Here is a 14,549-nt window from a genome sequence, read left to right on the forward strand (position 1 = left end):
GCTGGCTGCAATTTTACCGCCAGCCTTTTGTTATCTTATTCGCTTCCAATAATTCCACTGTAATTTCATATTGAAAATTCAATGCGTCTAATTCTTCTTCTGCAAAATAAAGGTCTTTAAAAAAACGGTCTTTATCACCAGCTGCTACATTTGCCAGTTGCCGGTAATACGCTATCCCATCAAGCAGGTTTTGAAAAAATACAGCGAACGATTTTCTCTTCTTTGCAAGCAGTTCAGGCTTTACATATTCTTCCAGTTGCTCTTTAAAATAAGTAAGGTATAAATGCAATTCAGCAATGAACATATGAGGCCTGTTACTGTTGGTTACAATATTTTTTCTGCCATAAATATGATCGGTCATGGTTTGCAGCGAAACCACTTTGGAAAAATTTACAATATTGGGCCCGGGGCAAATATTTACAGCGTTCAGTTTTTTTATAAATATTTCGTTATAACTAATTGCCGCTGCATTGCTGAGCCCTACACATAAACATTCTTTATCCAGTACTTCCTGCAATTGTTTGGCGTATTCTTTATCAGGTAAATTAAGCGATTGCAATTGTGCAATTTTTAATTTCTGGTATTGGTGCGATGCAATACAAATAGGAGCTTTGGTAAATTCTGTATTGGAAGCCAGGTGCTTTTCTGTACAGGGGCTTCCCGGTTTGCCATTATGGATGCGCAACATTTTTTCTTTATCAGCAGTAGTACCTTTAAGATAATGAAACCTTACCCCTAAAGGAGAATTATTACTCAATGTTATATCTTCAGCAGTGGCTGCACTCAGTTGATGCAATGTTACCTCATCAACAGTTGTTGCCTCCGGAACAAGCAAAAAAGGCGTGCCCCACCCTGTACTCTCCACACCATAGTTCTTATGTAAAAATTCATCTTCCTCATGTGTTCCGATACCTCCCTGCACAGAAAATACCAGGCTTGGCGGATAGATGAATTTTTTATTGCTTTTCTTTTCTAAAGCCGCATTATAAATTTCAAAAATGGTATCAATTAACTCCTGCCTATGCTGTTTAAATTCTTCCAGTATAGGGCCTAACAAATACCCTTCAGTGGCAAATGCATGCCCCCCGCAATTCAGGCCGGATTCAATCCTGAACTCACTTACCCAAATACCCTTCTTGGCTAAATATTTTCCCTGTATTAATGCAGAACGGTAATCACTTACTTTAATAACTACCTTTTTTGTAAAGCCGCCGTCTTCATTTACATCCAGCGCCTTGCAATCTTCAAGATAATTATACAACCTGGGATTTAATCCTGCAGAAAAAATAACGGAAGAATTTTTCAGATCGCTTTGTGCATACCCCCGCAGAACAGCTACTGCATCAGAACCGTTTTCTATCAGCTCCCCTTCAGCATTAAAATTATTCCGGTCCAGTTTTGTCATGATATTTACATCAATGCTGCCAGGTTTTATTTGTGTTCTTAAATACGTTTCAATTTTTTTCTTTTCAGGTACATCTGTTGTGCAGATCATTTGCCGGTACATTTTTTTTAATACACTGTCATCCGGCAACATCTCAAAATATTTTTCAATTTCTGAACCTGCTTCAAATGCTGCATTCTTCAATTTTTCTACCTGCGATTGAACAATAGTATTTACAAGATTTAAATAATCAGTAACTCTTTTTGCCCGGTAATCGGGCTCATGTACAGTTATTGGTTTATACTCCAGGTTTATCGTTGGGTAATAATGTTTTCTCATCATTTCAATCAACCGGTCTTCTATAATTGAAATAACAGAGGAGATACCAAACCTTGCTACTTTTACAGGGCTGTCGATGGTATAGGCCAATCCCATCACCGGGATATGGAATTTATGTTGCGGAGAATAGTACATAATGTTTTTATAGTGATATTGGTGAATAATAACTTGTAAATAAACTGTACGAAAACTGCAGCATCTCTGCCGGGTAAAAAATTATACCAGTTCTGCTTCCCGGCTCCATTTTATTTTTTTTCCAATTCCCAGGGTGCTGTCGGTCATTTTTATATGCAGCAGCTTAACGGTCCATATTTCACCCGGCATAGCCAATGCAAGCGGATTTTTTTTATAATACAATGCTGCTGCATTTTCAGCTACCGGGTCTTCCGGAGCCACAACCAAACCTTCAAACTGTAGCCCTCTTATTTGAAGGGAATTCAATTTATCCGGCAATACGGTTCCTGCAACAAAAGGATCATTCTTTATCTGCAGGGAATGCTGTGTATCTGCAGCTGATTTATAATACAATAATCCTTCTGCAGGATTACATACATAAAAGCAGCTGAAGCACCAGGGTTTATTATCCTTGCCCACACTGCAAATAGTAGCGCATGTTTGTTTTGCCAAAAAACCGGCAATGGTCTCGTTCATGATAATTTAATTATTTTTACAGGGCATGCTTTTTTAACATCCTGCGTTTGTAATTCAATGCCATTACTTATTGCTAATACAAATACCTTTTTCTTTTTAACGGCTTTAAGTAAAGTTGCTTTACCATCTTTTTTCGACATGCGCCATAATTCCGGCTGCATTTCAAAGCAAATACCACAGCCAATACATTTATCCCGGTAGTGAATAATTTTAGCCATTTGCCGTTTCCACAATTTTATACATTTTATCAGCAGAAGTTATTTTGCTGCCAACAGGAAAAGTTATTTTATCTCCTTTTACTGCAACACTTCCATTCGCTCCATTCACTTTTAATGTGTCCATTTTTTCTTTTACAAACCCGATAGCCGGACCACTGATCATTATAGTATCTCCCGCTTTAATGCTTCCTACCTCAATTAAAAACTCGCCTATTTTTATTTTGGGATAATATTTGCTGCCTTTGCCAAGATAAATTTTCTTTTCGGTGGCAGCTGAACCCGGTTGCGTTGCCCATTCTCCAGCCTTACGCCCCAGGTAGTAACCTTCCCAGAAACCCCGGTTGTAAACTGAAGATAAACGTTGCATCCATTTACCGGTCTTTTCGTTTGTATAACTATCATTCTTAATAGCGTCTACTGCTTCCCGGTAACACCTGGTTACTACAGATACATAGTCTGCCCCCTTACTCCTGCCTTCTATTTTCAATACACTAACACCACTCTTTACCACCTGGTCCAGTATATTTATTGTACAAAGATCTTTAGGCGACATGATGTATTCATTGTCAATGATCAACTCTTCATTAGTTTCAGCTTCGGTTACTTTATAAGGCCGTCTGCAATTTTGTATACAGGCTCCCCTGTTGGCAGACGCATGCTGAGCATGTAAACTCAGGTAACACTTACCGGATATGGCCATACATAAAGCACCATGAATAAACATTTCGATCTTTACCAATTCACCCGAAGTACCTGTGATCTTTTTTCTCTTGATTTCTTTAGTGATATGAGCTACCTGCTTTAACGTCAGCTCTCTTGCAAGCACCACTACATCTGCAAAACGACTGAAAAACTGTACCGCTTCAATATTACTTACATTGGCCTGAGTAGAGATATGCAACGGTATATTCAACCGGTTACAATATTCTATCACCGCAAAGTCCGATGCTATCACTGCGTCAATACCCTCTTTCTTAACCTCTTTTAAAATACTTTGCAACAACTGCATATCATGTTCGTACATCACTGTATTAAGCGTGATGTAGCATTTGATTTTTGCTGATTTACAGTTCTTGCTGATCTTACCGATATCATTAATGGAAAAGCCACCGGATGACCTCGTCCTCATATTCAGTTGCTCCACTCCAAAATATATTGCATTTGCCCCGGCATCTATCGCAGCCCGTATACAATCGAACGAGCCTGCCGGAGATAACAATTCAATTTCCCTGTCTTTCATTATTACAACTACTACGTTATTTTTTTATATTACTTTTTCTCCTGCGTAACAGTGCTGCATTAAATCTTTCTTTCTCCGCTGTGCTTACAGGCTTAACCGCAGGTACAGGCACTGCATTACCCTTTTCATCAAGCGCCACAAAAGTGAAATAAGCCTCGCTGATCAGGTATTTTTTACCCACTAACACCTTTCTTGCAAAAGACTGCACAAAAATCTCTACCGAAGTATTGAAAGCCCTTGTTATACTTGCACAAATGGTAATAATATCGCCAATATTTGCAGCAGCATTAAAATCAACCTGGTTGATAGAAGCCGTAACGCAAATTTTTCCTGCATGAGTTTGCGCACATACTGCTGCTGCAATATCCATCCACTCCACCAGCTTTCCGCCCTGTAGTATCCCCATTGGATTGGTATCATTGGGGCACACCACTTCAGTCTTTACTGTTTCTGATGCTGCAGGAATTTTATAATCCTTTTGTTGTTTCATTTCACCTGGTCAATTATTCAAAAAATTGTGCCACCTTAAAATTCATTAGGCTATCAATGTCCAAAAGGCAATAAATGGTATTTTATTTTACAATTATTAGGCAAAGATACTAAATAAAGATAATTTTGTCTTTATTTATTTTATAAACCAACAGGTTGATTTAAAATGCTACTACTCACAAAAATTTTTCATTTTGAAATGGCGCATGCAATACATGGTTACCAGGGTGCCTGTAAAAATATTCACGGGCACTCCTATGAACTCCATGTAACCATTTCCGGTTCAACAGATTACCCGGATCATGTACCTGCCCCGGGCTTTATCACCGACTTTAAAGAAATCAGGCAACTGGTAAATAATAGCATTATCACTGTGTTCGACCATAAAGTTGTATTATCGGAAGCTTTTTTGTCGGATCACCCATCGTTTGCATCCCAGGAAAATCTCGTGTCCTGGAAAGCTGAACCTACCGCAGAAAACATATTGCTGCATATTAAACACAGCCTGGGCAAAGTCTTTCCGCCAGCTATAAAACTGGTTCATTTAAAATTGTTTGAAACAAAAGATTCTTATGCTGAATGGATACCAGGCAATACTTTTACAGCATATTAACCTGGAATGAAAAAAAATCTGTAGTTTTCTTTTTTAAAACAATCACTATGTTTTCAAAAGCAACAGAATATGCCCTCAGGGCAACTATTTATATTGCTAAAAAAAGTACCGAAGAAAAAAAGATCGGGATAGAAGAAATAGCGAAGGCTATTGACTCCCCGCAATCGTTTACTGCAAAAATTTTACAGTCCCTTACAAAAGATAATAAAGTTGTTAGTTCTGCCCGTGGGCCCAATGGAGGTTTTTTTATTACGGAAAAAGCAAAACGCCTTCCGGTTCGTGCCATTTTACTGGCCATGGGCGAAGATGAGATATTGGAAAAATGTGTACTCGGGTTAAAACTTTGTTCGGAAGTACAACCCTGCCCTATGCATGCACAATACAAAACCATCAAACAGCAACTGATAAAATTATTTGTATCAAAAACCATTTTACAATTAGCCAACGATACAAAGGATGGAGAGGTATTTATCAATAATAAAAGTACAGCTGCTAAAAAACGGCCCCGCTGATTTTACTTTCCAATACAAAACTGGCTGAAAATAAGATCCAGCACTGTTTCATTCGTTATATCTCCCGTAATTTCTGAAATATAATGTAAACACCTGCGTATATCCAGTGCCAGTAAATCGCCGGTAATAGTATTATCAAGCCCGTTTTTAATTTCAGTTAATGATGCCTGTACCTGTTGCAATGCTTCGTAATGCCGTGCATTAGTCACAATGGTATTTTCCGTATTCAGGCTCCCTTTAATGATCTTATCAACCAGCTTTTGTTTCAGTAAATTAATATGTTGTTGTTCCCTGGCTGAAATGTATAACACCTGTTCGCCTGCAAATTTTTCTGCTGCCGCCGCATCGCCTGCCACATCAGTTTTATTGCCCACCAGTAAATAATTTTTATTTTTCTCTTTTATCAAAGCCTCAGCAGCCTGAAGCTCACCTGCCGTTTCGGTATTCACATCAAAAATATAGATCACCTCATCAGATTGCTCAATTTTTTCCCTGCTCTTTTCTATGCCTATCAGTTCAATGATATCACTGCTATCATCACGTATACCGGCTGTATCAATTAACCTGAACAGTATTCCGTCTATGTTGATCACTTCCTCAATGGTATCCCTGGTGGTGCCCGCAATTTCGCTTACAATAGCCCTGTTTTCGTTAAGCAATGTATTTAATAAGGTAGATTTGCCAGCATTAGGTTTGCCCACAATGGCAACGCTAACGCCGTTCTTAATCACATTGCCTAACTGAAAGGATTGCAGCAAACCGGTTGTGGTTAATTCTGCACTTTCTATTAAAGCGTAAAATTTCTTTCTGTCTGCAAACTCCACATCTTCCTGGCTAAAGTCCAGTTCCAGCTCTATCAATGCCGAAAACTGTATCAGCTCTGCCCTTAATTTTTTTAGCACATCGCTAAACCCTCCCCTGATATTATGTAAAGCTGTTTGTTGTGATGCAGCTGTATTACTGGCAATCAGGTCTGCCACTGCTTCTGCCTGGGTTAAATCCAGTTTACCATTCAAAAATGCCCGTTGGGTAAATTCCCCGGGCTTTGCCAGTCTTGCGCCTTTACGTATGCAAGCCTGCACAACCTGCTGCTGCACATACGGGCTTCCGTGGCAACTGATTTCCACCACATCTTCGCCGGTATAACTTCTGGGGTTCTTAAATAACGAAACCACTACTTCATCAATTGCTGTATCAGCCTCTTTAATTAATCCTACATGTAGCGTGTGTGAAGGCTGTGCCATTAAATCCTTAGCAGGAAATAATTGATTGGTAATGGCAATTGCATTTTTTCCACTCAACCTGATAACCCCTATTGCCCCGATACCCTGCGGAGTAGCTATGGCTACAATAGTATCATCCCAACCAGAAAGTTTTTGCATCATGTTGCAAAGATACTTTCTCTGCCTGCTAAAGGATAAACTTACAGCCTGTTTTTTGCCAGCAATTTTTCGTCTTCTGCATTAATCTCATCCAAGAAATAATGTTTTATATTATTGATGGTTACTTCATCTGCCATATCCACAAAGTTCTTAAATGCCGATTCGCTGCCGGGTTTTATGATGAGCACCATATCATTGGCAGTTCCTTTGGCTTCCTTTACTGCCTTTAGTTTTTGTAATAGCACTTTCCTTATTCCGTCTGGTGCAAAAGTAGTTTCCTTAACTACTGCATTATCTCCGGGCATGCCTTCGTAGTAAAAAATCTTATCGTCTTTATCAAGCATAACGGTAAGTACACAGGTTTCGCAGATTGTTGATTTCGCACTGTCTTTGTCATAAGGTGTAACCAGGTTCATTGCCCTTGGCTTTGCCATTGATGTGGTAAAAACAAAAAATGTAAGCAATAAAAAACCCAGGTCTACCATCGGCGTCAGGTCTACCCTGGTACTTTTTTTATTTAGTTTTTTACCGTGTTTAGGTTTTGCTGTTGAAGTTTGTATCTCTGCCATAATAATTAGTTTTCTTATAGACAGTAAAAGATTTGTTTTCCATAAAATTGCACATAAAAAAACTTCCGGCCAGTTGCCGGAAGTTTTACAAATGCGGTGATCATTATTCTTTTATAAACTTTGCACCTGGAAAGTAATGGGCTGTCTCCGGTATGCGTTAACGTTATTTCCATTCTGAAGTGCAGGAATCCAGTTCTTGGTCTTTTTAATAACCCTAATCGCTTCCTTGCAAATACCATAACCGGGGTCAGATTCGCAGCTGATATCACTTAAGCTGCCGTCTTTACTTACAATAAATTTCACAACCACAGTATACACTCCTTCGGGTGCCCCGTTATCATTAGGCACATCTGCATTGAGATTTCTTTTCAAAAAACTAACCCAGTCGCCATCAAAAGCGGCTTCCTTTTCAACCTTTAAAAACACTTTGTTATCATCTTCATTTTTCTTTGGTGCTTCAAAGGCACCGCTGTTAGATTCTTCAAGAGGGGCCTGTACCACCTGGTTTGTATTGTCTGATTCTTTGGTTACCGTACTTATAGCCTGGTTGTCCTTTATATCTTCAATTTTTTCATCTGGTTTCACATCATCATCTTTTACAATCACAGGAGGCGTAAATCTTACCTGGTTAAGTGGTGGCGGTGGTGCGGTTTGCGGTGGTGGAGGTGGCGGAGGTACTACCGGCGGCGGATTATCGTGTGCCCTCGCCATTTCAATGTCTTTTACTTCGATAGTTTCGTTTTTGTTTTTACCAACGATGTTTGCAAAAACAGAACTGAAGAAAAATAATAGTGCAACCAGTCCCGTTACTGCCAAAGCTTTAACGAGCCTTTTGTTGTACGATTTACGAAGTGCATACGCTCCGTAACTTTTATTCTTTCCATCAAAAATGATATCAAGAACATCTGCATTCAAGATTTTGTTAGTATCCATAATAATTAGTTTTGCTAATTAGATTCAAAACAAAAGCGCTTCCATAAAATTATTTTTTTGTATTTTTTTTGATAAAAGTTTTTCAAAGAAAAAACTTTCACCCGCTGTAGTATTTCATGCCGCATTCTTTTTTACAAACAGAAGAATTATTTATTGTACCAGCCCTGTAAAATAATTACAGCAGTTAAGGCATAAAAAAAACCTTTCGGTTATTACCGAAAGGTTTTAAAAAAATATTTGTTGCTGTAAAGCTTATTGAGATTGTACCAGGAAGGTAATTGGCTGACGGCGATAAGCGTTCACGTTACGTCCGTTTTGAATTGCCGGAGTCCAGTTTTTGGTCTTTTTAATTACTCTTTTCGCTTCATCACAAATACCAAATCCGGGATCATTTTCGCAAGAGATATCGCTTAAGCTACCATCCTTACTTACAATGAATTTTACTACAACGGTATAAGTACCTTCAGAAGCGCCGTTATCAGTTGGCACATCGCCATTAAGGTTCTTCTTCAGGAAATTATTCCATGCAGCGGCTCCACCGGGAAACTCTGCCTCTACTTCCACTTTTGTAAAGATCTTACCCTCATCATCTTCTTTTTGAGGTACAACAGCAACACCGGTTCCTTTATCTTCTATCGGAGCCTGAACAATTTGTTCTTTATTATCGCTTTCAACAGTTTTATTACTGATGGCAGCGTCCTCCTTGATCTCTTCGATCTTTTCTTCAGGTTTTACCTCTTCATCTTTTACAATTTTAGGAGGTGTAAATTTAACCTGGTTGATCTCCGGTGGTGGTGGTGGTTTTGGTGGTGGTGGTGGTGGTACAACCGGTGGTGGTGGTTCTTTCTTCAGTTCCGCCATCTGGGTATCTACCACATCGATAGTTTCTTTCTTTGTTTTGCCCATAATATTGGCAAAAACAGAACTTAAGAATATCAGCAGCGCAAGGGCAGCTGTTATCAACAAAGCTTTGGTTAGCCGCTTGTTGTAAGATTTACGGAGATCATAAGCGCCATACTGCTTATTTTTTCCATCGAAAATAATATCGAGGACGTCGGCACTTAAAATTTTGTTTATATCCATTGTAATAGACTTTGTTAATTAGATTCAAAATTGAAACAATTCCATAAAGTTACTTCCCGACGTTAGCTTCTTCTGTTTTTTGAATTAGCATTTCTTCGGTTGGTGTAATATCAACCTCTGCATAGTGGCCGGGGGGAACATTACTGATCGTCATTTCATCCAGGATATCTATAGCATTTTTAAAAGTAGCATCCTTGTTTGCTTTAATGATGTACATTAAATCACCCAAAGGTGTATTCTTTGCTTTTGTAGCTATTATCTCCCTGATGTCTTTAAAATTAGAACTTTTGAATTGTTCGCTAATTGTTTCAGGTAGCAATTCTCCGAAATAATAAAACACGTGGTCATCCTTCCCTAACAAAAGGGTCATAGCACCAGAGTTTTTTACTTTCAGCTGGTTAAGCGGATCATCCTTAGGTTCGTTCATTGCCATACCCTTTGGTGTACTCATAGTTGTAGTAAACACAAAGAATGTAAGCAACAGGAATCCCAGATCAACCATTGGAGTGAGATCTACCCTGGTAGATAATTTTTTCGGTTTTTTGACGCCGGGGCCTTTCTTATGGCCACCACCCGACGATGTATCCATTTCTGCCATATCAGTACTTTTTTTATCCCTTTAACAACGGGATGTTAATTAAAATTATTTAACAGCTTCTGGTTTTGGCGGATGCAACCCTAATTCAGAATCAGCAGGAATTCCCTCAGGATTGGTTACGATCTTGAATTTAAAGATATCAGCTTTTTTAAAAGCCGATTTAATATCTTTAAAAGCAGGATATTTGGCCGCATTATCCCCTTTTACCAACAGGTTAAGATTGTCCATACTTTCTCCTGCAAATGCATTAGAAACACTTTTAATCCAATCTGCCAGTTCATTATTCGTACTGTCTGTAGGTATACCGTCCATTTTTGAAGCAGGTACAGATTCACTTAAATCAAGAAAACTTTTTAGTTTACTAAAAGGCATCCCGATAAAATCCAGTTTTTTAAGTTTAGCTATTTCCGCTGTTGTTAAGCCCAATCCTTTTGTTTTGTTGATATCATCAATGATATCATCTTTATGCTTCCTGTCGTTAAGCATCAGGAAAACCTTTCCGTCCTTTCCCAGTGTTACAACAATAGCCTCGTCTTTTACAACTTTTGTAGACACCGAGGTAGGTGTAACCACAGGTACAGCCTCTGGTGGTTTTGTTTTTGTTGCCAGGATGAAGAACGACAACAGCAGAAAAGCCACATCACACATCGCCGTCATGTCGATGTTAGTGCTCTTGCGTGGTATTTTAACTTTTGGCATTACTAAAATTTAATTATTGATACTTAATAGATGCAAAACTCATAAACTTCCATAACAATTACTTGTATAAAGAAGCAAAACTTTGCGTTAAAGTAAATCCTGATTCATCGATACCGTAAGTAATTCCATCAATTTTAGTTGTAAAGATGTTGTACATGATAATAGAGATGGCAGAAGTACCAATACCTAATGCAGTGTTATACAAGGCTTCAGAGATACCCACAGACAATTGTTCTGCAGCAGCACCGCCACCACTATCAGCACCTAAGTTACCGAAGGCCCTGATCATACCCATTACCGTACCCAACAGCCCTAACAGGGTTGCAACAGAGGCGATAGTTGAAAGGAATACCAGGTTTTTTTCCAGCATTGGCAGTTCCAGTGAGGTAGCTTCTTCCACTTCTTTCTGAATGGCCATTACCTTCTGGTCGGTACTTAATTCAGTATTGCCGATCATGTCTTTGTAGCGGTGTAAACCAGCTTTCATTACATTACCTACAGAACCTTTTTGTTTGTCGCATTCAGCCAAAGCTGCATCAACATTTTTATTAGCTAAGTGATATTGCACTTTGCGGATGAAATCTGCATTGCTTCCTGTACCATTTGCTTTAGAGATAGTTAAGAAACGCTCGATCACAAAAGTAAGAACGGTTAAAAAACAACCGATAAGGATCGGAACGATGATACCTCCAAGGTACATTTTGCTTAAAGCAGTTTTTGGTTTTTCGTGACTTGGCCAAAACCATCCTGTTCCCGGCTTGTCAAAGTTTGATGAGGCGCCCAGCAAAAAACGCCAAATGATGAACCCAACAATAATACATATTATTGGAGCTAAAAGAGAAATTGCATTTCCTGATTTTTTTACCTGCACTGAAGCTGCTGGTTTTACAGATGGTTTTGATTCTGCCATGACATTCAATTTTTAGTTAGTGAAAATGTTAATTTTGAATTTTTGTTGTTTAAACTTTGCTTGCACAATTCTACTAAAAAAATATAATCAAACAATCAGTTTTTCTACACATTTTTTAAGTAGGAACGCACAAGTTAATAAAATAATCGAAAGCAACAACTGACTGTATAATTTTTTTTATTTTTTTAATACTGATGCCGGATTCCGCATTTTGCACAAAAAAAATCAAATTCTTCCAACCGTATTATTTATTTACCTTTTATCCATAAATACTGATATTTCAAATGGTATTCGATATTTTCGTTTATTAACATTATCTGTTCAAAATAAAACTAAACACATGAGATTTAATTACAGTAACAAGAAAATCTGCCTTGCGCTTTTGGCGCAATCGTTTGCATTTTTCGTAACGGCACAGGATAAGCCTGCCATGCCGCCAACTACTGCTCCCGGCATGCCTCCTGCAGCTGCAAAAGCAGGCCCAAAGCCTTATAAAGAGGTTATTACAGACAAAGCAAAAACCAGCAAAGGTTTGTTTATTGTGCACAAGGTAGAAGACAAATATTATTTTGAATTACCGCCCCGTTTACTGGGCAGGGATATATTAATAATAAACCGTGTATCTAAATCATCTGTAGAAAGCCCCAAGCAGTTCAATGGTTATGCAGGCGATGAAATTGGTAACAATGTTATCCGTTTTGAAAAAGGGCCCAACAACAAAATCTTTCTTAAGAACATTTCTTACAATGTAAACCCTGACAGTACCAAACCGATGTTCCGTTCGGTAATGAACAGTAACGTACAACCTATTGCCATGGCATTTGATATTAAAGCCAATGCTTCTGACAGCGCCGGTGGCGGTATTGTTATTGATGTTACAGACAATATCACAGCAGATAATGAAATTTTTGGCTTTGCAGGTTTTGCAAAATCATCATTCCAGGTAGGAGGTTTTCAACCCGATAAATCTTACATTGTAAGTGTAAGGCCTTATGCCACCAATATTGAAATTACCACCGTTAAAACATTTTCAAAAAGTGCTGGGGCTCCAATGCCAGGCTTCGCTCCTTCTGCACCAAGCCAGGCCACAGTAACCCTGGAAATGAACAGTTCACTGCTGATATTACCGGAAAAGCCAATGAAGCCAAGGTATGAAGACAACCGTGTAGGCTACTTCAGCACCGGCTTTACAGATTTTGATGCTAATCCGCAAGGCGTAAAAGACATCAACATGATTGCACGCTGGAGGCTGGAACCAAAGCCTGAGGATATGGAAAAATATAAACGTGGCGAATTGGTGGAACCAGCAAAACCGATCGTTTATTATATCGATCCTTCCACACCAAAAAAATGGGTGCCTTACCTGATACAGGGTATTAACGACTGGCAGGTTGCATTTGAAAAAGCAGGATTCAAAAATGCGATCATGGGTAAGGAAGCGCCTACAAAAGAGCAGGACAGTACCTGGAGTTTGGAAGATGCCCGTAACAGTGCTATTATTTATAAACCATCGCCAATTGAAAATGCTTACGGACCAAGCACCACCGACCCCAGAAGCGGCGAAATTATGGAAAGCCATATCGGCTGGTTTCATAACGTAATGAAATTATTGCACGACTGGTATATGATACAGGCCGGAGCCATTGATCCTAAAGCCCGTAAAATGGTTTTTGATGATGAGCTGATGGGACAGTTGATACGTTTTGTATCTTCTCACGAAGTAGGCCATACACTTGGTTTACCTCATAATTTTGGTTCTTCTGCAGGTGTACCTGTTGAAAACCTGCGCAATAAAGCATGGGTTGAAGCCAACGGACACACGCCCAGTATAATGGATTATGCCCGCTTTAATTATGTGGCACAACCAGAAGATAATATTACTGCACCGGGTATTTACCCTCGCATTGGTGATTACGATAAATGGGCTATTGAATGGGGTTACAAAATGATTCCTGAAGCTGCTACTGCCGAAGACGAAGTACCTATTTTAGATAAATGGATTGAGGCTAAAGCAAATGATAAACGCTTTTATTATGGTCGCCAGGGGCAGCCCGATGATCCACGTGACCAGAGTGAGTGTATAGGTGATAATGCCATGAAAGCATCTGCCTATGGTATTAAGAACCTGCAACGCATTTTGCCTAATCTTATCAGCTGGACAAAACAACCTAATGATGATTACGGTGATTTAAGCAATATGTACGATCAGCTAACCACCCAATTCCGCAGGTATATCGGGCATGTGTGTTATAATTTTGGTGGCGTATACGAAACTTTAAAAAAGAATAACCAGCCAGGTAACGTGTACGAATATGTAAGCAAAGAAACGCAGAAGGAAGCTGCTGATTTTATTAACAAGCAGGTATTTACCACACCTACATGGCTTATTAATAAAGACATCACCAGTAAAACAGGTGGAAATCCTACTGCAACAATTTTATCATTGCAGGAAACAGCTTTAGGCAGAATGCTATCTACCACAACAATGACAAAAATGCTGAATGCAGAAGCTGCTATCGGCAACCAGGCGTATACAGTAAATGACCTGTTGAGTGATCTTAAGCAGAGCATCTTTACCGAGCTGAGCACTAAAAAGCCCATTGATATTTACAGGAGAAACCTTCAGAAATCTTATGTAGAAAGATTAGGCGCACTTATCAACCCGGCTCCGCAGCAAGGTATTGTTATTAATTTTGGCAATGGCCCGGCCCCATCAGTTGATACTAAAAAATCTGACGTTCTTTCTTACCTGAAAGGTAACGCAAGAGAATTAAAAGCAGCTATTGATGCCGCCGCTGCAGGTACTGCAGACAAAGCCACTAAGTACCACTTACAGGATTTAAGTGACAGGTTAAGAAAGATTTTAGATCCCAAATAATTCAATACTAAAATTACAACATAGTAAAGAGGCGCTTCCATTGTGAAGCGC

General features: G+C 39.1%; 15 protein-coding genes. 3 read left to right on the forward strand and 12 right to left on the reverse strand.

Going from position 1 to position 14,549, the window contains the following annotated elements; genetic code table 11:
• Nucleotides 1-13: 13 nt before the first annotated feature.
• The 5 genes from ACYVM0_RS09285 to ACYVM0_RS09305 all read right to left on the reverse strand — a co-directional run bounded on the left by ACYVM0_RS09285 (nucleotide 14) and on the right by ACYVM0_RS09305 (nucleotide 4,322).
• Complete coding sequence (locus ACYVM0_RS09285; RefSeq protein WP_460555837.1) at nucleotides 14-1,858, reverse strand: hypothetical protein; 1,845 nt, start codon at nucleotides 1,856-1,858, stop codon at nucleotides 14-16.
• A gap of 81 nt (nucleotides 1,859-1,939) precedes the next feature.
• Nucleotides 1,940-2,374 carry a hypothetical protein gene (locus ACYVM0_RS09290; RefSeq protein WP_460555840.1) on the reverse strand — a complete coding sequence of 145 codons (435 nt, stop codon included), beginning with the start codon at nucleotides 2,372-2,374 and terminating at the stop codon, nucleotides 1,940-1,942.
• Nucleotides 2,371-2,592 carry a ferredoxin gene (locus tag ACYVM0_RS09295; protein WP_460555843.1) on the reverse strand — a complete coding sequence of 74 codons (222 nt, stop codon included), beginning with the start codon at nucleotides 2,590-2,592 and terminating at the stop codon, nucleotides 2,371-2,373. Before ACYVM0_RS09295 ends, ACYVM0_RS09290 begins: the two co-directional genes overlap by 4 nt.
• Nucleotides 2,585-3,832: a peptidase U32 family protein gene (locus tag ACYVM0_RS09300; protein ID WP_460555846.1), complete on the reverse strand. Its 1,248-nt coding sequence runs from the start codon at nucleotides 3,830-3,832 to the stop codon at nucleotides 2,585-2,587. Before ACYVM0_RS09300 ends, ACYVM0_RS09295 begins: the two co-directional genes overlap by 8 nt.
• Nucleotides 3,833-3,848: 16 nt before the next feature.
• Nucleotides 3,849-4,322 carry an acyl-CoA thioesterase gene (locus ACYVM0_RS09305; RefSeq protein WP_460555849.1) on the reverse strand — a complete coding sequence of 158 codons (474 nt, stop codon included), beginning with the start codon at nucleotides 4,320-4,322 and terminating at the stop codon, nucleotides 3,849-3,851.
• 165 nt (nucleotides 4,323-4,487) lie between these two features.
• On the opposite strand from ACYVM0_RS09305, the gene ACYVM0_RS09310 reads away from it, so the two are divergent.
• Nucleotides 4,488-4,934, forward strand: a complete 447-nt coding sequence (locus ACYVM0_RS09310) for a 6-pyruvoyl trahydropterin synthase family protein (protein ID WP_460555852.1) — start codon at nucleotides 4,488-4,490, stop codon at nucleotides 4,932-4,934.
• A 47-nt stretch (nucleotides 4,935-4,981) separates the two neighbouring features.
• Nucleotides 4,982-5,446 (forward strand): RrF2 family transcriptional regulator, encoded by a 465-nt coding sequence (locus tag ACYVM0_RS09315; RefSeq protein WP_460555855.1) that lies wholly within the window; start codon nucleotides 4,982-4,984, stop codon nucleotides 5,444-5,446.
• Between the two features lie 2 nt (nucleotides 5,447-5,448).
• Here the strand turns inward: ACYVM0_RS09315 and mnmE are convergent, their stop codons facing one another.
• The 7 genes from mnmE to ACYVM0_RS09350 form a co-directional block, all read right to left on the reverse strand.
• Nucleotides 5,449-6,831: a tRNA modification GTPase gene (gene mnmE, locus ACYVM0_RS09320; protein WP_460555858.1), complete on the reverse strand. Its 1,383-nt coding sequence runs from the start codon at nucleotides 6,829-6,831 to the stop codon at nucleotides 5,449-5,451.
• 38 nt (nucleotides 6,832-6,869) lie between these two features.
• Nucleotides 6,870-7,397: an ExbD/TolR family protein gene (locus tag ACYVM0_RS09325; protein ID WP_460555861.1), complete on the reverse strand. Its 528-nt coding sequence runs from the start codon at nucleotides 7,395-7,397 to the stop codon at nucleotides 6,870-6,872.
• Nucleotides 7,398-7,508: 111 nt separating this feature from the next.
• Nucleotides 7,509-8,330: an energy transducer TonB gene (locus ACYVM0_RS09330; RefSeq protein WP_460555864.1), complete on the reverse strand. Its 822-nt coding sequence runs from the start codon at nucleotides 8,328-8,330 to the stop codon at nucleotides 7,509-7,511.
• A 252-nt stretch (nucleotides 8,331-8,582) separates the two neighbouring features.
• Complete coding sequence (locus ACYVM0_RS09335) at nucleotides 8,583-9,413, reverse strand: energy transducer TonB (RefSeq protein WP_460555867.1); 831 nt, start codon at nucleotides 9,411-9,413, stop codon at nucleotides 8,583-8,585.
• A gap of 49 nt (nucleotides 9,414-9,462) precedes the next feature.
• Nucleotides 9,463-10,011 (reverse strand): ExbD/TolR family protein, encoded by a 549-nt coding sequence (locus ACYVM0_RS09340; protein ID WP_460555870.1) that lies wholly within the window; start codon nucleotides 10,009-10,011, stop codon nucleotides 9,463-9,465.
• Nucleotides 10,012-10,056: 45 nt separating this feature from the next.
• Nucleotides 10,057-10,710, reverse strand: coding sequence for an ExbD/TolR family protein (locus ACYVM0_RS09345; RefSeq protein WP_460555873.1), 654 nt, complete (start codon nucleotides 10,708-10,710; stop codon nucleotides 10,057-10,059).
• Nucleotides 10,711-10,768: 58 nt separating this feature from the next.
• Nucleotides 10,769-11,620 carry a MotA/TolQ/ExbB proton channel family protein gene (locus ACYVM0_RS09350; protein ID WP_430989441.1) on the reverse strand — a complete coding sequence of 284 codons (852 nt, stop codon included), beginning with the start codon at nucleotides 11,618-11,620 and terminating at the stop codon, nucleotides 10,769-10,771.
• A 340-nt stretch (nucleotides 11,621-11,960) separates the two neighbouring features.
• Here ACYVM0_RS09350 and ACYVM0_RS09355 point away from each other — a divergent pair, with 340 nt between their 5' ends.
• On the forward strand, nucleotides 11,961-14,498 hold the full coding sequence (locus tag ACYVM0_RS09355; protein ID WP_460555877.1) for a zinc-dependent metalloprotease: 2,538 nt from the start codon (nucleotides 11,961-11,963) through the stop codon (nucleotides 14,496-14,498).
• Nucleotides 14,499-14,549 lie beyond the last annotated feature (51 nt).

This window comes from Ferruginibacter profundus, from assembly GCF_054783275.1.